At 62.1% G+C, this 18,987-nt stretch carries 21 protein-coding genes; 8 read left to right on the forward strand and 13 right to left on the reverse strand.

Annotated elements, in window-relative coordinates; translation table 11 throughout:
* Nucleotides 1-13: 13 nt before the first annotated feature.
* Both ABIF91_RS04205 and ABIF91_RS04210 read right to left on the reverse strand, forming a co-directional pair.
* Nucleotides 14-679 (reverse strand): helix-turn-helix domain-containing protein, encoded by a 666-nt coding sequence (locus tag ABIF91_RS04205; RefSeq protein WP_028182045.1) that lies wholly within the window; start codon nucleotides 677-679, stop codon nucleotides 14-16.
* A 299-nt stretch (nucleotides 680-978) separates the two neighbouring features.
* Entirely contained in the window at nucleotides 979-1,326 is a 348-nt protein-coding gene (locus ABIF91_RS04210; protein WP_028182046.1) for a hypothetical protein, read from the reverse strand.
* A 208-nt stretch (nucleotides 1,327-1,534) separates the two neighbouring features.
* On the opposite strand from ABIF91_RS04210, the gene ABIF91_RS04215 reads away from it, so the two are divergent.
* Nucleotides 1,535-2,803 carry an IS256 family transposase gene (locus ABIF91_RS04215; RefSeq protein ID WP_038952271.1) on the forward strand — a complete coding sequence of 423 codons (1,269 nt, stop codon included), beginning with the start codon at nucleotides 1,535-1,537 and terminating at the stop codon, nucleotides 2,801-2,803.
* Between the two features lie 603 nt (nucleotides 2,804-3,406).
* Nucleotides 3,407-4,750 carry an IS1380-like element ISBdi2 family transposase gene (locus tag ABIF91_RS04220; RefSeq protein ID WP_208086440.1) on the forward strand — a complete coding sequence of 448 codons (1,344 nt, stop codon included), beginning with the start codon at nucleotides 3,407-3,409 and terminating at the stop codon, nucleotides 4,748-4,750.
* Between the two features lie 182 nt (nucleotides 4,751-4,932).
* Here ABIF91_RS04220 and ABIF91_RS04225 read toward each other — a convergent pair whose 3' ends face one another.
* Nucleotides 4,933-5,325: a response regulator transcription factor gene (locus ABIF91_RS04225; RefSeq protein ID WP_348522450.1), complete on the reverse strand. Its 393-nt coding sequence runs from the start codon at nucleotides 5,323-5,325 to the stop codon at nucleotides 4,933-4,935.
* A gap of 160 nt (nucleotides 5,326-5,485) precedes the next feature.
* A complete protein-coding gene (locus ABIF91_RS04230) occupies nucleotides 5,486-6,118 on the reverse strand; it encodes a response regulator transcription factor (protein ID WP_035672699.1) in 633 nt (210 codons plus the stop codon).
* 239 nt (nucleotides 6,119-6,357) lie between these two features.
* Here ABIF91_RS04230 and ABIF91_RS04235 point away from each other — a divergent pair, with 239 nt between their 5' ends.
* Nucleotides 6,358-7,041 (forward strand): helix-turn-helix domain-containing protein, encoded by a 684-nt coding sequence (locus ABIF91_RS04235; RefSeq protein ID WP_028180200.1) that lies wholly within the window; start codon nucleotides 6,358-6,360, stop codon nucleotides 7,039-7,041.
* A gap of 92 nt (nucleotides 7,042-7,133) precedes the next feature.
* On the opposite strand, the gene ABIF91_RS04240 is transcribed toward ABIF91_RS04235, so the two are convergent.
* From ABIF91_RS04240 to ABIF91_RS04260, 5 genes are all read right to left on the reverse strand, one after another.
* Nucleotides 7,134-7,586 (reverse strand): potassium channel family protein, encoded by a 453-nt coding sequence (locus tag ABIF91_RS04240; protein WP_028180199.1) that lies wholly within the window; start codon nucleotides 7,584-7,586, stop codon nucleotides 7,134-7,136.
* 74 nt (nucleotides 7,587-7,660) lie between these two features.
* Nucleotides 7,661-8,011 carry a phasin gene (locus ABIF91_RS04245; protein WP_028180198.1) on the reverse strand — a complete coding sequence of 117 codons (351 nt, stop codon included), beginning with the start codon at nucleotides 8,009-8,011 and terminating at the stop codon, nucleotides 7,661-7,663.
* A gap of 580 nt (nucleotides 8,012-8,591) precedes the next feature.
* Nucleotides 8,592-8,768, reverse strand: coding sequence for a hypothetical protein (locus ABIF91_RS04250; RefSeq protein ID WP_162832017.1), 177 nt, complete (start codon nucleotides 8,766-8,768; stop codon nucleotides 8,592-8,594).
* A 20-nt stretch (nucleotides 8,769-8,788) separates the two neighbouring features.
* Nucleotides 8,789-9,652 (reverse strand): alpha/beta fold hydrolase, encoded by an 864-nt coding sequence (locus ABIF91_RS04255; RefSeq protein WP_028180197.1) that lies wholly within the window; start codon nucleotides 9,650-9,652, stop codon nucleotides 8,789-8,791.
* 8 nt (nucleotides 9,653-9,660) lie between these two features.
* A complete protein-coding gene (locus ABIF91_RS04260) occupies nucleotides 9,661-12,168 on the reverse strand; it encodes an alpha/beta hydrolase (protein WP_028180196.1) in 2,508 nt (835 codons plus the stop codon).
* Nucleotides 12,169-12,299: 131 nt separating this feature from the next.
* Between ABIF91_RS04260 and ABIF91_RS04265 the strand changes: the two genes are divergently transcribed.
* From ABIF91_RS04265 to ABIF91_RS04285, 5 genes are all read left to right on the forward strand, one after another.
* A complete protein-coding gene (locus ABIF91_RS04265) occupies nucleotides 12,300-13,226 on the forward strand; it encodes an alpha/beta fold hydrolase (protein WP_028180195.1) in 927 nt (308 codons plus the stop codon).
* Nucleotides 13,223-13,822 carry a hypothetical protein gene (locus ABIF91_RS04270; RefSeq protein WP_028180194.1) on the forward strand — a complete coding sequence of 200 codons (600 nt, stop codon included), beginning with the start codon at nucleotides 13,223-13,225 and terminating at the stop codon, nucleotides 13,820-13,822. The genes ABIF91_RS04265 and ABIF91_RS04270 overlap by 4 nt, the downstream gene beginning before the upstream one ends.
* A gap of 91 nt (nucleotides 13,823-13,913) precedes the next feature.
* Nucleotides 13,914-14,567 (forward strand): CoA transferase subunit A, encoded by a 654-nt coding sequence (locus ABIF91_RS04275; protein WP_028180193.1) that lies wholly within the window; start codon nucleotides 13,914-13,916, stop codon nucleotides 14,565-14,567.
* A 3-nt stretch (nucleotides 14,568-14,570) separates the two neighbouring features.
* Nucleotides 14,571-15,221: a 3-oxoacid CoA-transferase subunit B gene (locus ABIF91_RS04280; protein ID WP_028180192.1), complete on the forward strand. Its 651-nt coding sequence runs from the start codon at nucleotides 14,571-14,573 to the stop codon at nucleotides 15,219-15,221.
* 13 nt (nucleotides 15,222-15,234) lie between these two features.
* On the forward strand, nucleotides 15,235-15,693 hold the full coding sequence (locus ABIF91_RS04285) for a MaoC family dehydratase (protein WP_028180191.1): 459 nt from the start codon (nucleotides 15,235-15,237) through the stop codon (nucleotides 15,691-15,693).
* Nucleotides 15,694-15,735: 42 nt separating this feature from the next.
* Here the strand turns inward: ABIF91_RS04285 and ABIF91_RS04290 are convergent, their stop codons facing one another.
* Genes ABIF91_RS04290 through ABIF91_RS04305 form a run of 4 tightly spaced genes read right to left on the reverse strand, consistent with a single transcriptional unit; the run spans nucleotide 15,736 to nucleotide 18,985 of the window.
* Complete coding sequence (locus ABIF91_RS04290) at nucleotides 15,736-15,999, reverse strand: DUF3551 domain-containing protein (RefSeq protein WP_080659961.1); 264 nt, start codon at nucleotides 15,997-15,999, stop codon at nucleotides 15,736-15,738.
* Nucleotides 16,000-16,017: 18 nt separating this feature from the next.
* Nucleotides 16,018-16,806 (reverse strand): enoyl-ACP reductase FabI, encoded by a 789-nt coding sequence (fabI, locus tag ABIF91_RS04295; RefSeq protein ID WP_035672680.1) that lies wholly within the window; start codon nucleotides 16,804-16,806, stop codon nucleotides 16,018-16,020.
* A complete protein-coding gene (locus ABIF91_RS04300; RefSeq protein ID WP_028180189.1) occupies nucleotides 16,803-18,017 on the reverse strand; it encodes an acetate/propionate family kinase in 1,215 nt (404 codons plus the stop codon). Before ABIF91_RS04300 ends, fabI begins: the two co-directional genes overlap by 4 nt.
* 5 nt (nucleotides 18,018-18,022) lie before the next feature.
* Nucleotides 18,023-18,985 carry a phosphate acetyltransferase gene (locus ABIF91_RS04305; protein ID WP_028180188.1) on the reverse strand — a complete coding sequence of 321 codons (963 nt, stop codon included), beginning with the start codon at nucleotides 18,983-18,985 and terminating at the stop codon, nucleotides 18,023-18,025.
* Nucleotides 18,986-18,987 lie beyond the last annotated feature (2 nt).

The following is an 18,987-nucleotide window of genomic DNA, read 5'->3' on the forward strand; positions in this document are numbered from 1 at the left end:
GCATCGCTCGCCGTCAGGCATCGAGCTGCGCTAGTCCTTTGCGATCCAGAAGCACGAGCTTGCGCTGCGTCTGGCCGTCAAACCGCAGCATGTGGTCATCGCGCAAGGTCGAGAGAGCACGCGAGACCGTCTCGAGCGTCAATCCAAGATAGTCGGCGATGTCGCGGCGGCTCATCGGCAAGCTCATCACGTATGGATGATCCTGCCGCCGGTCCATTTCCAGAAGGAATGCGGCCACCTTCTCGACGGACCTCTTCCGGCCCAGGAGAAGCATGTGGTTCTCCGCGTGCTGAAGATTGCGCGTGACGAGGGTGAGCAGGCTTGCCCTGCCCTCTTCCTCGTGCTCGATGCTGTCGAGTAAGTGTCGCCGGCTCGTGATGCGAACCCTGGTCTGAACGACTGCTTCCGCGGTGAAACGATGAACCGCGCCGTTCTCTAACCCGAACAGATCACCCGGAAGATGGAAGGAATTGATTTGCCGGCGGCCATCGCAGAGCAGTTTGTAAGTCCGGATCGCACCAGACACGATCTGGTAGACGTACTCGGCCTCCTCGCCTTCTCCGAAGACTTCCGTTCCCCTCCGATAAGTGAACTCGCTGCAACAGACCCGTTCGCCGGCGAGGGCTGCCAATTGCCCGTCAATGGCAGGACGGCTCACTGTCCTGGTCCTGATCAACATTGCAGAACTCCCTACAATTTGAATTGGCAGTGAACTCGGGAATTTTAGGCAATAGTATACCAGCGCTTTTGATCTAGCTCAACTCCAAGCGGTAGCTCCGCAATGGCCCGAGGCGGGTGAGGACGGGCACCAGGAGTTCGAACGGCCATGTGCTCCTCTCCGCCAACATGGGGAAAAGTTTGCGCAATTGGGCCCTACGCCCTTCTTGCACCCTTCTTGCACCCTTCTTGTATAAGTCAGTGGTCGCGCCATGTTGGTCGCCATCAAGCCGCCACGGCTGTCTTGTCGATGGATTTGGCTCATTTCGCCCTGCGACGTGACGGCGCAGGCGGCGGCACATAACGCTGCCAGATGGTCCCGTTGTCGAACTGGATCGTCATGCCGTCGGGCGTATAAACAGCGCTGATGTCGTAAGCATCGATCCAGATGCGGCTCGCCGGCGAGAACCAGTCCGGCCATGCGCGCGACGGCACGCCCGCCTCGGTGGTGAGATTGAGCTCGGGTCCGTTCTGCGTAACGTGGGCCGGCAAATCACCGCGGCACATCTGGACACACGTGTAAGTGCCGGTAAGGTCAACCGATTGGGCCAGCGCCGCGCCGGACGTCAGCGCAGCAGCCATGCCTGTGACCATCAATAGCCGTTTCATACCTCATCTCCCTGCACACGATTGCTCCCAATGAGAAGCAGACTTCAATATCCGGCGCCATGGATGATGTGGTTGATCCGCGTCAACGGATACCCCCAATACGGGATGAAGGAGCTATGGCGGAATCTGGGTGATGACGGTGTGAGGAAGGCGGCGTATCGAGGCGGGTGACGAGCCTGCCAGAACCTCTCGAGGAGAGCGATACGCCATGACCGAGACTACCAATGTTCTTGCTTTCCGTCAGCCGTCCGCGGTTGATGATCCACTGACCGATATCGTTCGTGCCGGCGCGCGGGACCTGCTTGCCAGGGCGATCGAGATCGAGGTTGGCGCGTTTCTGGCCAGCACGGCCAATCTGACGCTGCCCGACGGTCGAGCGCGCCTGGTCCGACATGGGCACGGTCCGGTGCGCGAGATTGCGACCGGCATCGGTCCGGTGGAGGTCGCTCGTCCCAAGGTCCGCGACCGCGGAGCGAGCGGGCCAGGCGACCGCCTCCGCTTCAGTTCGGCAATCCTGCCGCTATGGGCGCGGCGGACGAAGAGCCTGGATGCCTTGATCCCGGTCCTCTATTTGCGCGGCATCTCGACCGGCGACTTCCAGGAGGCGCTCTCGGCGCTGCTCGGCAAGGATGCGCCGAACCTGTCGCCTTCGGTGATCGCCGGCCTGAAGGCCGATTGGCAGGTCGAGTACGAACGCTGGCAGAGACGCGATCTGTCGGCGCGTCGCTATGTCTACATCTGGGCCGATGGCGTGTACCTGCAGGCCCGCATGGAAGATCACAGCGAATGCATGCTGGTGCTGATTGGCACCACGCCGGAAGGCAAGAAGGAGCTGATCGGCTTCCAGGTCGGCGTGCGCGAGAGCGCGCAGAGCTGGCGCGAACTCCTGATCGACCTGCGGCAACGCGGGTTACGGATTGCCCCGCAACTCGCCATCGGCGACGGCGCCCTCGGCTTCTGGAAGGCACTGGACGAGGCCTTTCCCGGCACGCGGCACCAACGATGCTGGTGCCATAAAGTGAGCAACGTACTCGACAAGGTCGCCAAATCCGTGCAGGGCCCCATGAAGAACGACCTGCGGAACATCTATCTGGCCCCACACCGGGCCGAAGCTGAAACCGCGATCGACGTCTTCGTCGAGAAATACCACGTCAAATACGGACGTGCGGTGGAGTGCCTGATCAAGGATCGCCATGCGCTGCTCGCCTTCTTCGACTTCCCTGCTGAGCACTGGATCCACCTACGCAGCTCGAACCCGATCGAGAGCGTCTTCGCCACGGTGCGCCACCGAACGGTGCGGACCAAGGGATCGCTGTCGCAACAAACTGCGAAGCTGATGGTGTTCAAGCTCATCGACGCCGCATCGAAGACCTGGCGGCGATTGAAGAGCACGAACCAGTTGCCGAAAGTCATCGCCGGTGTAAAGTTCATCGACGGAATCGAAGTCATTCCGAACACTGAAAGCCACGCCGCCTGATCAGGCCGCGTCACCCAAAATCAGCCATAGCTCGGGATGAAGAGGCAATCGCTGGCCGCTAAAGCATGATCCGGAAAAGTGCGCAGCGATTTTCCGAAAAGATCATGCTTAAACAACAACCTAAAGCGCGATGACGATTCATCCTAACCCGTCTTATTCGCGAGAGGGCGCCTGAGAGGCTGGCGAGCGTGGTGTAAAGCGCTGATGCGGCGTAGGATTCGGTTGCGAAGCCACCCCATCACCTTCAACCGCGAACGCCACGCCCGCCATGACCGATGATACGATTTCAGACCACTATCGAGAAGCAAGAATTCAACACAAATAAAACCTCTGCCTCGCGCTCGATCTCTTCATGCTTGATAGTCTCGTTTCGGAGGCTGAGCACCTACCGCGTCTAATAGGCCGCTCGCGCCGGTTTCTTTGGACGCGGCACGACCGCGACTCCACGTTTCGGCACAGAAATGATCGGGAGTCACTCAATCTTTCTTCAACTTAACCCGTCTTATTCGTAAGAGTGCGCCTGAGGGGTAAAGCGCTGATGCGGCGTAGGATTCGGTTGCGAAGCCAACCCCATCACCTCCAACCGCGAACGCCACGCCCGCCATGACCGACGATACGATTCCGCCCTTCTCGTTTCCAGCCGTTCACGCCAAGAAAGTCACAGCTGCCTTCGATGGTGGGCGCCTAACCTCGAACGGGGGCGTGATGCTTCTGGCGATGGCCGAGCGGCGTCTCGGTTTGGCCAACAATCTGGCCCGGGTGTTCCCGGATCGGCGCGATCCGACGCGGGTCGTGCACAGCCTGGTCGATATGTTCCGCGCTCGCATGTTCGCGATCTGCTGCGGCTACGAGGACGCCGACGACCTCGATCATCTGAGGTCCGATCCGGCATTCAAGCTGGCCTGCGGTCGCCTACCGGACACGGGCCGGGATTTGTGTTCCCAGCCGACGCTGTCGCGGCTGGAGAATGCTCCGCGCCTGCGCGACGTGATCCGGCTGACCTACACTTTGGTCGACGCATGGATGGATAGCTACCCGCGCGAGCCGGCATCCGTCACGCTCGACATCGATGATACCTGCGACGTCGTCCACGGCCATCAGCAGCTCTCGCTGTTCAACGCTCATTATGACGAACGCTGCTTCCTGCCGATCCACGTCTACGACACGGAGAAGAGCCGGCCCGTGGCCGTCGTGCTGCGGCCCGGCAAGACGCCGGGCGGCGTCGAGGTGCGTGCCCATCTGCGCCGCCTGGTACGGCATATCCGGACGCGATGGCACAACACGCAAATTACGTTCCGTGGCGACGGGCACTATGCCCGGCCGGAGGCAATGGCGTGGTGCGAGACCAACGGCATCGACTACATCTTCGGTCTGTCCGGCACCAAGCCTCTCGCCAGAAAAGTCGACGAGGTCGCCGACGACATCCGCACGCGACGCGCCATCGAGAACCTGCCGGTTCTGCGTGGCTATACCGAGACGCGCCACAAGGCAAAGTCCTGGGATCGCGAACGGCGCACTGTCGCCCGTATTGAGGCGACGATGCTCGGCCTCGACATCCGCTTCGTCGTCACCAGCCTCGATGTCGGCTCGGCCGAGTGGATCTACGACAGCCTGTATTGCGCGCGCGGCCAAGCCGAGAATCTGATCAAGCTGCATAAGACGCAGCTCGCCTCCGATCGCACCAGCTGCCGTTCGGCGCTCGCCAACCAGGTCCGTCTCGTGCTCCATACGGCCGCTTATTGGCTGATGCTGACCGTGCGCGACGCCATTCCCAAAGCCCGGGAATTGGCCGCTGCCGAGTTCGCGACGCTGCGTCTTCGGCTCTTGAAAATCGCCGCCCGTGTCGTCGAGACCACGAGCCGCATTCGCCTTGCGTTTGCCGCGGCATGTCCCGAAGCCGACCTGATCTGCGGCTTGCCCGGCGCGCTGCTGCCGCTCGGTCCTTGACCGGCGGGGCGTCCGCCCCCGTTCGCCCAACCCATCCCTCAAGCGCGTTGCAAAGTACCGGTCGTCAGGCGGCGAAAAGCCGAAGGCAATCCTGTGCGCCTCGTCAGACAAGATGTGCGGCCGCATCAATCGGGCCCAAAAGCCGCACTCTCACGAATAGGACGGGCTAATCGCATCGCGCTTTAGTTTGCCGTCGACCAGGCGCGATGGATGGGGTCGATCAACGCCTTTGCCGCGAACGGCTTGGTCAGATAGGCAATACATCCGGACTCGATTGCGGCCGTGCGACTCAAATGGTTGTCGTTGCCGGTGATATAGATCACCGGTGACGCAACGCCATGCTCAGCAAGCCTGCGGCGCAACTCGATTCCGGAGGCATCGTCCAGGTTGATGTCGATGATGATGCATGCTGCCTCGCCGCAGCCGCCATGACCGAGCAGCGCATGTGCCGATTCGAACAGCAGCGCAGTGAAGCCGTGCGCGCGCAGAAGGCGCTTGATGCTCATGCGCATCGACGCGTCGTCGTCGACGACAAGAACAGGCTTGCACGAGGACAAATTCGCCGGTCCTTCCAAGTATTGGCTGGCGTCAGTTTGCCGGACGATGTTAGATCCAGTCGGACAACAAGCCCGACTGCAGCCCGCGCACCCGAACTACAGCATACCCTTGCCGAGCTTTGAAATAGTCCTTGTGTGCAGGTTGCGTGTCGCAGACCCGCCGAGACCACAGGCGTCGTTAGCCGGGCCGCTTGGATTCGGGATCCAGTACGCCAAGCCGCTCCGCCATCGACACAAGTTCCGCCAGAGACTGCACTTGCATTTTCTCCATCACCTGATGGCGATGGGCCTTTACGGTGCGTTCGGCGGTGCCGAGTTCGTGGGCAATTTGCTTGTTGATCTTGCCGCGCACGATCAATTCGAACACCTGGCGTTCGCGCGGCGTCAGTGACTTCAGCCGCATCTGGAGCAAACTGAGCTTTGTGCGCTGGATGTGGTCGGCCTGCTGGCGGATCAAGGCACGAGCGAGCGCATCGAGCAACTGCTCCGACGAGACGGGCTTGGTGAGAAAATCTTCGGCTCCGGCCTTGATGGCGCGCACGGTCGTCGCCGTATCGGCGTAGCCTGTCACGAACACGATCGGGAGCGTGGACCCGAGTCCGGTGAGGTGGCTCTGCAGCTGGGGACCGGAGAGCCCGGGTATTTGAACATCGAGCAAGATGCATCCGGGGACATCGCCGCCCGGCAGCCGCTCGAGCAGGTCCTGGGCCGATGAATAGGTAGCGACCTCATAACCAGCAAGCTTCAGCCGGCGCTCGACGGCCGTGCGGAAGGACGCGTCGTCGTCTACCACGTGAACCAAGCCGGGCATTTGACCTCCTGGAGGGTCCGCAACCTTCAAATGCGCAACAAAAGCAACCAACGAAAAATGCGCCTGAGGCCCTTCATGTCGTGCAAGGTATTCCGCCCTGCCCCTTGGTACCATGACCTGAGAGACAATGGCTTATAACACGGCCTTCATCGTACACCAATCGCCCGGGAAAAAGAGGCACTCCCGGCAGCGAAATAATCCCAGCGACGAACCCGTCAAGCGACCAGAGGAGGCGGTCCATGTTTGTGCGTATCGCAACCGACCGGTCCCCGCGCCCCAATTCTCTCCGTGACTTCGGAATGACCAGCGATCCGAACACGATCGTCAGTCTGAGCGAATTCACCTACAGGAAGGGCACTGAAGTCTACGGGGAGAAAGAGCCGGCCGAGTACGTCTATCAGGTCAAGGTTGGTGCAGTGCGAAGTTACAAGCTGCTGACCGACGGCCGGCGCCAAATCGGCGCGTTTCACCTCCCGGGCGACATTTTCGGCCTCGAAAATGGCGGAGCTCATCGCTTCACGGCGGAAGCCATCATCGACACCACAGTTCACCTCATCAGGCGGCAAAGTCTCGAAATGGTGGCCAAGAGCGATGCGATGGTCGCCAAGAACCTGTTCGGCATGACGACTGCCAATCTCCACCACGCCGAAGAACACATGCTGCTGCTGGGACGTAAGACCTCGCTCGAGCGGGTTGCCGCGTTCCTGCTCGAAATGGATACGCGCTTGACGGCGGCGGACGTTATCGCGCTGCCGATGTCGCGGCGCGACATCGCCGACTATCTCGGCCTGACGCTCGAAACCGTTTCGCGTGCGTTGTCACGGCTGCACGAGTTCGGAGTCCTCGGCTTCATCGGCAATACCCAGCGTCAGATCGTACTGCTGGACCGGGTCAAGCTTGCCAGCTTCGATCTCCAGAACTGACGCTGCGCGCGAAGCGCGACAATTCGTCCTACGCCTGCACTAAAGGTCGCCGTTGAATGCACTGCAATCCGAGGCGGAGCCGGGCAGCTCGCTTATTCCGCAGAATTGCAAGCGCTAGCGTTGATCGCGGCAAGGTGCTCCACGGTCTTGCGCAGCACTTCGAACAGCATTGCGGTCGACCAGCCGAACAGCAGGATGCCGTTCATCGCAGTCATCGGGCCTAGTAGCCGGCGCGCCTGGATCGGCGTGATGTCGCCATAGCCGAGCGTTGTGTAGTTGACGAAGGCGAAATAGACCAAATCGGTGCCGGCAGGCGCCACGCCCACCATCAAATAAGCCGCCGACCAGACGACGCTTTCCAACGTATGCGCCACCATCAGAACGGCGGCGGTAGCGGCCATCACGGCCATCAGGTGCAGTCTTGGCCACTCCATATGTCGCAGTCCGGCCGAACGAGCAATGCCAATTGCACCGACTGTCACCAGCGCGTGAATCATGATGTTTACAAGGCTGACAATAGTGCCGACCACGAACTGAAGCGCCATTGTGCCCTCATCGCGAGCCAGAACATGAGGCGCGGTGGTCCTGCCAGCGCCCATCTCTTCGAGTTTCCATCTGCTCAGATCTTTGGCGTGAAGGCCCCCGTCACGGCCTTCATTGCAGTCTCGCCCATGTTCTTGGCCTGATCGGTCAGGGCCCTCATCTGGTCCTGAAAGAATTCGGATTGCATCTTGAGGGCGTCCTGCACGTCCCTGGCCTGGGTCAGCTTGTCACCGAGATCGAATGTCGCGGTTACGTTGCGCTGCATGAAATTGCAGAACTGTTTGGCCTGATCGGCGATCGGCAGCGGCGACGAACTCAGAGCTTTTTCAAGCAGACTGAAATACTCGTCACTACCCTTGCGAAGGCGGCCGAGACTCTCGGTCAACATCGCACGTGCATTTTCAGCCGAAGGATTGATGTCTGCCATTGTCTTTCTCCTCCTCTAACCAACGGATTCAACTCACCTGCTCCGAGACAGGAATCGCGGAGAACCGGATCGCGCACAAGGTCGTCATTGCGGCAGCGAAATCCGCCGGGTGAAGGCGATCGTCGCCTTCACCGCCAACCGCGACAGCATATCGGCGTGAGCAACCAGGATTGCACCTCGAACAAACCGGTCGAGAGCTGCCGAACTTGTGCTCACGTCGCGTCTGCCGATTTTCAGCGCCGCCCGACGCGATCGACGGGGCCGCCGCGATTCATTGGCGTTCCGGGCCGCACCGCTTCACGCGTTACCGCGCGCGCGACAGGACGCGGCCTGAGCACGACGCCGGGCCGTGCAATGCAGCTCGGCGGATAATCGACGTATTGGCAGTAGACGACTGCAGCTGCCGGTCCGCTACTGACGGCAGTTCCTACGAGCGCCACCGACGCGGTTAAGGCCAACCCGGAAAGGGTCAATGTGGCTGATCGACGAAGCTTCATTAGAACCTCCTTACATTGTCATGCGAGAATGTGAGCCTCGGTAGCAGGGCGGGCACGGGCAACACCCGCCAAGCGGATGCGCTTCAACGGCGCTTACCTGGCCTCTGGTCGAGGCGCAGCCTCTGAACTCTCATGCGCCTGATCTCTTCGTTAAGTGCTTCTATCTTCTCGTCCTGCTGCTCGGTCCTCGATTTCGGCTGCTCTTCGGCGCGCAGCTTCTCGAGTGCCTTTTCGACGGAAAGCTTTGTGGTTTCGGCCATGCTCATCCTCCATTGAATTGCTATTTCGCTAGTCCTCCGAACCAGGCTCCGAAATAGCCGGCATAAAGCGCCGGCAGTTCCAGATTCATGGAATGACCCATCCGGGGTACGGTCACGAGCCGGCAGTCCGGCATCGCCGCCGCCATGGTCTCGAGATCCGCCGGCGGGATCCACCCGTCCTGCTCGCCCCAGAGCACGAGATGCGGATGCTGGATTTCCGGCATGCGGCGCTCCAGTTCCCGGCTTTCCTTTTCCCGGTTGAGGTTGACCGGCGTGCCGATCCAGACGCCCTCGGAGACGCCAAAAGTCTGCTCAATGATGCGATCGAACAGCGCCGGGATCTCGCCGAGGCCCTCGCGGAATCGCGGGATCGCGTTCGGCGCAAGGCTCTCCGGCACGAACAGCGAGGATGCTGCGGTGGCCATCACCGTCCGCGTCAGCTGCTTGCTCGCCATCATCGCCCGGAAAAGGCCGATCTGATCGGCATTGAAGGACATTCCGAGCGGCGTGACCGGGTCGAGCGCAAACACCCGCCCGAACCGCTGCGGCTGCATCAGCAGCATCCGTGCGGCGATGATGCCGCCGGTCGAGTGGGTCGCGAGATGGCAAAACCCGATGCCCAGCGCATCCAGTGCCGCCAGCATGTCGTGCGCATGCTGCTGCATCGAGTAGTTGGCATAGTCGGCCGCGGGTTTCGGCCGATCGCTGTCGCCGCAGCCGCGCCAGTCGATTCCGATCACGCGCAGTCCGCTCGGAAACATCGGCGCAGCGAGCTCGATCCAGTCCTTGCTGGCGAGATTGCCGTGGATGAAGACGACGGTGACGTCGCCTTGGCCCCACTCTCGCCAGCCCAACCGGACCTCACCCGCCTCAACCGTTGACATGGTCCAGCCTATTTGTTCAGGCCGGCCGTCGGTGCGGCGCCGGGTGGCGTCGGCGCCACCGGCAGGGCCGAGACCGCCGAACCTTTGATCATCCGATCCGTGCCGAGCGGCGACGACGTATCGACCGTTCCCTTGATCACGAAGTCTACCACGTCGACCGGGAACTCCACCGGATTGTCGGTGTGAATGAAGTGACCTGTCTCCGGATAGATCTTGAGAATTGGCCGGTTGCCCGCACCGGTCATGCGTGACATGAACGGCGTGATGACGTCGCGTCCGAGATCCGTCAAGCCGTTGAACGCCGGCGTCGGGATGAACGGCTCCTTGTCGCCGAAGGAGAGGAAGATCGGCGCCTTGATCTGGACCACGCGCCGGTAGAGGTTTTTCGGGTCATCCTGCTGCAGCTCGGACCCGATCGAATAGATGTCGTAGATGAAGACGTTGGCCCATTGCTCGAGCTCCTTCGGGTTACCCTTGATGAGCCCGACGCGCTGCTCGGTGTGGAAGCGGGCATATTCGCTGTCGCTGTAGAAATAGCCGCTCTTCGCCGCCGACACGGCGTTGGTCTCAGGATCACGTTTCTTGAAATAGAAGAAGTCGCGGACGCTCTGCTCCGAGCGTCCCAGCTCCGCGGCAAGGATGCCGGTCGGCCCCCAGGTTTCGTTCCACTTGTCGAAATCATGATCGAAGACCTGATCGAACAGGCGCGCCTTCTTGTCCTTGGCGATCGTGATGTCGCGCGGATACTCTTCAAGGCCCGAAGGAGCTTCGAGCGCAAGGCCCACGACGGCGTCCGGCCACGTGAGCGCATAGCCCATGACGACCTGGCCGCCGAGCGAATGACCGAGGTAGTGGGCCTTCTTGACGCCGAGCTGATTGACCACGAGATCGTACACGGCCTCGCGCATGTCCTGCATCGTCCGCGCCGGGCTCTTGTCGAGATTGCCGGGACCGGACATGCCGTAGTGCGGCAAGTCCGGCACGATCACGCGCAGGCCGCTACGCAGGGCATATTGCATGACGTTACCGTAGTGCCCGCCGAACGCGCCTTTGCCATGAATGATGACGAGCACCTTTGGATCCTTCTCGGTCCCGGCGTACTCGTCCATGTAGCCGATCTGCCAGGACGTGCCTCGCTTGTCTTTCGTGGTCGCGTATTTGACCGGATAAGGGTAGGTCACGGCGTCCTTCCAGAACGACTTGGCGGGGTCGATCTCTTCGGTCACGCCCGGCACGCGATAGTTCTTGTCGACGTATTTCTGCGCGCGATCGAGGCTCGCGACCTCATCCATGAAGGCGACGAACTTCGGATCGTTCTTCCGGTGATTGACGATCGAGAACACGCCATAGTGGGCGACAGGGCTTTCCTCCGCGATCAGCTGGGCGCCCGGTACGCGGTCGACGGCGCGCTCGGCCAGCTTGAAGTTCAGCCACAGGTCGTTGGTGATGTGCATCACCATGGTGCGGGCCTGAATGCGGCCGAGATAGGGATTGACGTTGTGGGTTTCGCCGACCCGGTTGCGCCAGACGAGATCGACGGCGTCATACAGCTTGGCGCGATTGGTCACGCTACTGCCGGCCTTTTCGTTCGGCGGATCCCAGTAGAACACTTCAGGCTGCACGGCGGCGAAGCTCTGCGTCGTGCGGTAGGCGAAGTCGTATCCGGTCAAGCCAAGCACCGACCAGCCGAAGGCAACGCCCGGCACGGGGTGCTTTTCCTTGGGCAGCTTGTAGTAGTCGCCCTTCGTTGCTTGCCACACGGGATCGGACTGGATGGCTGCAGTCATCATCTGGAACGTCCAGTTGCCGACCGGATCCTCTGCATCCGACTGCGTGGTGCCGCCGATCGGCATCAGCCCGCCCATGAATTCCGGGTGCATCACGCCCCAGACATAGGTCTGCGTGCCGCCCATCGAGACGCCGGTAATCAGCGCAGCATGCGCGATCTTCAGGCCGTCGCGCAGCATGCGGTAGTTCGCTTGCACCATGTCGTAGTAGCTATACTGCGGAAACTTGATGCCGAGCCCGTCGGACGGTTTGCTCGCGCCCCAGGTGCCAAGCGGATCGACCATCACGACATAGTAGCGATCGGTGTCGATCGGCCGGCCCGGCCCAATGACGGGAACTCCGCCTGACAGGGCAGTGCCCTTGACCCACTGCTCGTACATGTCAGTGGAATCGCCGGAGTAATAGGAATTGACGATCACGGCATTGGTGATCTCGCCCGCCGCATTGCGGCGGGCGTTGCCGATCGCAATGTAGGCCGTACGCAGTTTGCCGGCGCCGAGCGATTCGAGCGTGACGCCGCCCTCGCCGCCGTTCTCCCACTTCGAAGAGTCGGAGAGATCGTACCTGCCGCCGATGCGGAAGTTCGCAATCTCGTAGGTCTTCTTGAGCTCGTCATGCTGCATCTGCGATGAGCGGCGGGTGAAGGGCTGCGCGACCGCCAGCGCGGTCCCCACCAACAGCAACAGCAGACTCACACAGCAATACCGAATGAAATTCCTTCCGGCCATGGCCGCTTCCTCCCGGCAATTTTGTCAAAAGGCTAGGTACGCGATCGCCGCCGACCCTTGATCTAACTCAATGGATCGCTGTCTTCGTGGACGAGCATTGCGGTTGCCATCCATCCGGTCCGGACCTCGCAATGCCCTTTCTCAGTCACGGCTCATATCGCATCCGTTATGAGCTTGACGGGCCAGCGAATGCTCCCGCCTATGTGCTCGTCAACGGGCTTACACAATATGCCGAGCTGTGGGCCGCGTATCGCGACGCCCTGGTTGCGCGGCAATTCCGCGTCGCGACGTTCGACCTGCTCGGCCAGGGGGTGTCCGACAAGCCCGCTCTCTTCATCAGCCAGGATGATCAGGTGGCGGCGCTTCATCTCCTGGTCGACGAACTCGGCGATGGACCCATTTTTCTCGCCGGTATCAGCTTCGGCGGCCTGATCGCGCTGCGCTACGCGATCGAGCACGGCGAGCGGCTGGCCGGGCTGGCGCCGATGAGCTGCTTCGCGGAGCTTCCGCCGCAACTGTTCCTGCTTGGCAACGCGCTCCGCACCGCGCTGATCCTGGGCGGCACCAGCTACCTGCAGGATTTGTTGCTGCCGATGAACGTCTCCGATCAATGGCTAGGACCGGTATCGGACAAGCTCGACAGCGTGAAACGGCAGGGCTGGCTGGTCAACGACGTCTACGCGCTGCAAAACCTGATGGAGTCCTTCCTCGACTTCCGGCCGCTGACGTCGCAACTGGCGTCGATCACCCTGCCGACCATGATCCTGAACGGCGAGTTCGACTTCCTGACGCCCCGCGCAGTCCATGAGACCCTGCGCGCCGAGATTCCGAACAGCGCGCTCGTGATCATCCAGCGCGCCTATCACGCCTTCACACTGGAGAAGCCGGCACTGACCGCGGACCTGCTCGCCCGCTTCGCCGAAGACGTGCTGGCCGGCCGCTGGCATGGCAACAAGGCTGTCTGGATCGCGCCGGAAGAGGCGGGCGGCGAGCTCATTGCGTTTCCTGCCGGCTACGATCATCTGCGCGCCATTCCCGTGCAGGGACCGGCCACATGAGCGAATTCCTTGGACCGCTCGACCCGCAAGGCCGTGTGCCGCCGTACCAGCAGACTCGCGTCGCCGCGTTCCTGACCTCCGCCCATGGCGCTTTGGCGCGGCAGTTCGCGTTCGCGCTGCCCGCAAAGCTCGTGTCGGCCTGGCAGACCGAATTGAACGCGCAGGTCTACCATGAGGCGGAGATCGTCTCCCTGCTGCTTCGGGCGACATCCTGGGTCCCGGACCTTGCGCTGGGGTACCTGTCGATGTCCTGGGAGACGGCATGGTTTCCGCAACCAGCCGAGGGCATTCCGGACCAGCCACAGGCGCAGGCAGTCGGCCTGGCAACACTTGCGCATGCCGTTCATGCCGGCATAAGGCCGGCAGCTTTGCTCCCGAGGGAAGCCAATGCCGACGATCCCTTCGTCATGGCCTTGCGGCGCATCGAATTGGAGAGCGGCCGGTTGCTGCAGGCGCAAATCCTGTTCCTCAAAGGGCCGGAGCTGTTGCCTCATCGCGACGCCGTCACCGCGGCGCTTGAACATCGCCACGTCGAGATTCGCAGGTTATGGACCAGCGCGCTGGAAGGCGTCGGCATCGCGTTCCACGAATCATGAGAAGCCTTGACGCAGATCAAGGGACCGAGATGAGCGCAAAGCGAGCATCCCACCGTCGCTTCCTTGATCTCTGCCGACTGGAGTTGGAACCATGAAGGCCGTTTCCATCGAAGAAGCCGTCGCGATGATCCCGGCAGGCGCAAGCATCATGGTCGGAGGCTTCATGGGGGTGGGCACGCCGTGGCGTCTGCTCGACGAGCTCGTCCGGCAGCAAAAGGCAGGGCTCTTCATCATCAGCAATGACGCTGCGTTGCCCGGCAAGGGTGTCGGGAAGCTGTTCGATGCGGATCTGGTCTCGCGTCTCACCGCGACCCACATCGGCCTCAATCCGAAGGCGCAGCAACAGATGCTGGCCAAGCAAATCGCAGTCGATTTGATTCCGCAAGGCACCTTCGTCGAGCGCATCCGCGCAGGCGGGTGCGGTCTCGGCGGCGTCCTCACGCCGACCGGCGTTGGCACGCTGGTCGCGGAAGGCAAGCGCCAGATCGAGGTCGACGGAAAACCGTTCCTGCTCGAGACCGCATTGCGGGCGCAGTTCGCGCTGGTGCACGCTTTTCTCGCCGATTACCTCGGCAACCTCTCCTATGCGCTGACCGCGCGCAACTTCAATCCGGTCATGGCGATGGCGGCAGACACCGTGATCGTGACCGCGGAACACATCGTGCCCGTTGGCGTCATCGCGCCCGACCACGTCGTGACGCCGGCGCCGCTCGTCGACTATCTCATTACGAACCCGAACGGGTGACACATGGACGCACAGGAGATCATCGCCCGACGCGTCGCCAAGGAGCTCAGAAGCGGCGATCTCGTCAATCTCGGCATCGGCATTCCGACGCTGGTAGCCAACTACGTTCCGACAGGTCTGAACGTATTCTTCCAGTCGGAGAACGGATTGATCGGTACCGGGCCGATCCCCGAGCAAGGACTTTCTCATCCACTGCTGACCGACGCGGGCGGCCGCCCGATCAGCGCGCTGCCGGGGGCCAGCACCTTCGACAGCGCGATGTCGTTCGGACTGATCCGCGGCGGCCACGTCGATGTCACCGTGCTCGGCGGACTCCAGGTCGATGCCCACGGCCATCTCGCCAACTGGATGATCCCCGGCAAGATGGTTCCGGGCATGGGCGGCGCGATGGACCTCGTCAGCGGCGCCAAGCGGGTCATCGTCGCCATGCAGCATGCCGCGAAAGGCAAGTCCAAGATCGTCGCTAAATGCACGCTGCCGTTGACGTCGGTCCGGCCGGTGCAGCTGGTCGTGACCGACATGGCGGTGATCGGTTTTCCTGGCGGCAAGGCCACGTTGCTGGAGATTGCTCCCGGCACCAGCGTGGGCGAGGTCATGGCGGTGACGGACGCCGAGCTCGTCGTGCCCGACGACATCCCGGAAATGAAGATCTGAGCAGGCCACCATCATGCGCATATTCAGCAACTTCGACGAGATCAAATCCGCGGTCGGTACCGAGATCGGTGTCAGCGACTGGATCGAGGTGACGCAGGATCGCATCAACCAGTTCGCCCAGGCGACTTGCGACGAGCAGTGGATCCACGTCGATCAGGAGCGCGCCAGGAGGGAAGCACCAGGCGGCACCACCATCGCGCATGGCCTGCTGTCCCTGTCGCTTGCGACTCTTTTCATTCGTTCGGTGATGGGCCTGAAGGGCCTGCGCAACACCCTGAACTACGGCGCGGATCGAATCCGATATCTTGCCCCCGTCCCCGCCGGATCGAGGCTGCGCGGGCGGATCACGGTCGCCGAAGCCGAGGACGTGCCGCCGGACGGCCTGCGGGTCAACTATCATCTCGTCATCGAGATCGAGGGCGGCAAGAAGCCGGCCTGCGTCGCCGAGCTGATCGCGCTGCATTACCGCTAGGTGTGCAGCCGACGGCGGGCCACGGCGATCCGGTGGACGCCGTCAGTAGGCTCGTGGATATCGCGGGTATCCCGCACGGGGGAACGCCTGAGCAAAGTACGGGTTTATCACGCACATGGCGGCTCGACCGAATGCTGACGCCTGACACTGCGGCAGCGATGTGTAACTGCAATCGATCCATTCGCCTCCGCCAAAAGACCCTTCGTAGACCTTCATGCATACGGCATAGCGCGGATCGTAGGTTTGCGCCTGCACCGGCACGAAATGGATCGCAAGCAACAACAAGCTCAACCCGAGCGCACGCACCTGAACCTCCGCCGTTGTTCAGTCGATGATGTGATAGCCGCCGTCGACATAGAGAACGCCGCCGGTGATCAGCTTGGCCCCGTCGAGCGCCAGGAACGCCGTGGCGTTGCCGACGTCTTCAATGCTAACGAGGCTGCGGGTCGGCGCGGTGGACTGCGCCTTGTCCATGAGATCATCGAATTCGGGAATGCCCGATGCCGCGCGCGTGGCGAGCGGTCCTGGTGAGATCGCGTGAACACGGATGCCCTTCGGACCGAGTTCGGCCGCAATGTAGCGGACCGCCGCTTCAAGCGCGGCCTTGGCCACCCCCATCACGTTGTAGTTCTTCACGACCATCTGGCTGCCGTAATAGGTCATGGTGAACATCGTGCCCCCGTTCTTCATCAGCGGCTCGGCGAGATGCGCCATCCGCATGAACGACCAGCAGGAGACATCCATCGTCTTCAGGAAACCGTCGCGCCCAACATCCACAACGCGGCCGTGCAGCGCCTCCTTCGGCGAAAATGCGATCGAATGCAGCAGGAAATCGAGTTGCCCCCATTCGCTTGCAATCCGCTCGAACACCTGTTCAGTCTGGCCTTCCACCATGACGTCCAGCGGCATGAAGATCGGCGCCTCAAGCGCACGCGCGAGCGGTTCGACATGCTTCTTGGCACGGTCATTGAGGTAGGTGACGGCGAGCTCCGCCCCGAGGGCGCGAAACGCCCTTGCGCAGCCCCAGGCGATGGATTGGTCGTTGGCGATGCCGACGATGAGGCCCTTTTTACCCTTCAAGGCAACCTTGGTGTCCGGGAACACGGGGATCATGACGCCCTCTCCTGTCTGGAGTTGCTCAATGGCTGCTTCATCAGCAGCGACAGCGTGTGCTGCGCGATCATCAGTTCCTCGTCAGTCGGTACGACATAGACGGGGATACGACTCTCGGAACGCGATATCAGCCGCGAATTGCGAGAATTGCCGGCGTGGTCGAGGCTGATACCGAGCCATCCGAGCTGCTCGACCACACGGGCGCGAATCGTCGCGGAATTCTCGCCAATGCCGGCAGTGAAGACGAAGGCGTCCAAACCTTGCAATGCGGCCGCGAGCATGCCGGCATTGAGGCCGATCCGATATACAAAATAATCGATCGCCAGCTTTGCCTTGGCGTCTTCGCTGGCCTCGAGCTCCCGCATGTCGTTGCTGACGCCCGAGAGTCCCTTCAGTCCGCAATCGCGATAGAGAAGGTCCTGAACGTTCGACGCCGTCATGCCCTTCTCGGAGATGAGATAGAGCACGACACCGGGGTCGAGCTGGCCGGGCCGCGTTCCCATCGGCAGCCCGTCCAACGCCGTGAAGCCCATGGTACTTTCGACGCTTCGTCCCTCGTTGAGCGCGCACATCGAGGCGCCGCTACCCAGATGAGCCACGATGACCCGCCGGTTCGCGATGTCGGGCGCAATCCGCGGCAGGGTCTTCGCGACATATTCGTAAGACAGCCCGTGGAAACCATAGCGGCGCACTCCCTCGGCATGGAGGTGATGCGGGATCGCGTAGTGATCGGCGACCGCGCTGTGCGTTCGATGAAAGGCGGTATCGAAGCAGGCCACCTGCGGCAAGCTCGGGAAGCCGGCAAGGATCGACCGGATCGGCGCCAGATTGTGCGGCTGGTGCAGTGGTGCGAGATTGACGAAGCGCTCCAGGCGGGCGACAACGCCGTGATCGATCGACACCGGCCGGTCAAAGTCCGGGCCGCCATGCACGACGCGGTGTCCGACCGCGATCGGGTGGATGCGAAGCTCGTCCCGCAACCAGCTCCCGGCGATCTCCATCGCCGCCGGAACGTCTGCGACGGCCTCGATCGGATACGCTCGCTCGGCCAGCGTCTCACCATTCGCGCCACTCGCCCGCAACCGTGGTCGGCTGGCAATGCCGTCGATCTGGCCCTTGATCTGCCGGCGAAGGATGCCCTCTCCCTCGACAGAAAAGATCTGGAACTTGACGCTCGAGGAGCCTGCGTTGACGACGAGGATCGTATCCATCGCGGTCACGCAGCGACTGTCGGCGCATGTTGGCGCCGAGCGTTGGCATAGAGCGATGCCACCGCGCAGGACGCCATGCGCGCACGGGGCGTGTCCGCCCGGGACGTCAGCACGACCGGCACCCGGGCGCCGAGCACGATGCCGGCGCCGTCGGCCTTGGCGAAGTAGGCGAGATTCTTCGCCAGCATGTTGCCGGCTTCGAGATCGGGAACGACGAGGATCTGGGCTCGCCCGGCAACTTCGGACTTGATGCCCTTGATCCGTGCCGCCTCGGGATCGATGGCGTTGTCGAAGGCCAGCGGCCCGTCGAGCACGCCGCCACTGATCTGGCCGCGGTCGGCCATCTTGCACAGGGCGGCCGCCTCGATCGTCGACGGGATCTTCGAGGTCACGGTTTCCACGGCCGACAGGATCGCCACGCGCGGCGATTTTCCAAAGCCGGCCTGGTTGTACAAATCAATGGCGTTCTGGATGATGTCCCGCTTGGCATCGAGATCGGGAAAGATGTTGATGGCCGCGTCGGTGACGAGCAGCGTATCGGCATAGGCCGGAACATCCATCACGAAGACGTGGCTGATGCGGCGGTCGGTGCGCAGGCCGCCCGCTTTCGCCGTGACGGCGCGCATGAGTTCGTCGGTATGCAGGCTGCCCTTCATCAGCATCTCGCCCCTGGCAGCATGGATGAGCTCGACGCTCCTGGACGCGGCTTCTTCGCTATGCGCGGCATCGACAATCTCGAAGCCGGAGATATCGAGATCGTGCCTGCCCGCCGTCTCCCTGATCTTTCTCTCGGGTCCGACCAGGATCGGTCGGATGATCCCGGCTTGCGCGCTATCGACGGCTCCGCGCAACGAAGTTTCATCGCAAGGATGCACCACCACGGTCTGCACCGGCGGCACGGCCTTCGCTGCCGCAATCAAGCGATCGTACTTGCTGGGAGACTGCGCTGGCCTCGTATCGGCTGACATGA

Source organism: Bradyrhizobium sp. USDA 241 (assembly GCF_049739505.1).
In the GTDB taxonomy this organism is placed as follows: domain Bacteria; phylum Pseudomonadota; class Alphaproteobacteria; order Rhizobiales; family Xanthobacteraceae; genus Bradyrhizobium; species Bradyrhizobium liaoningense.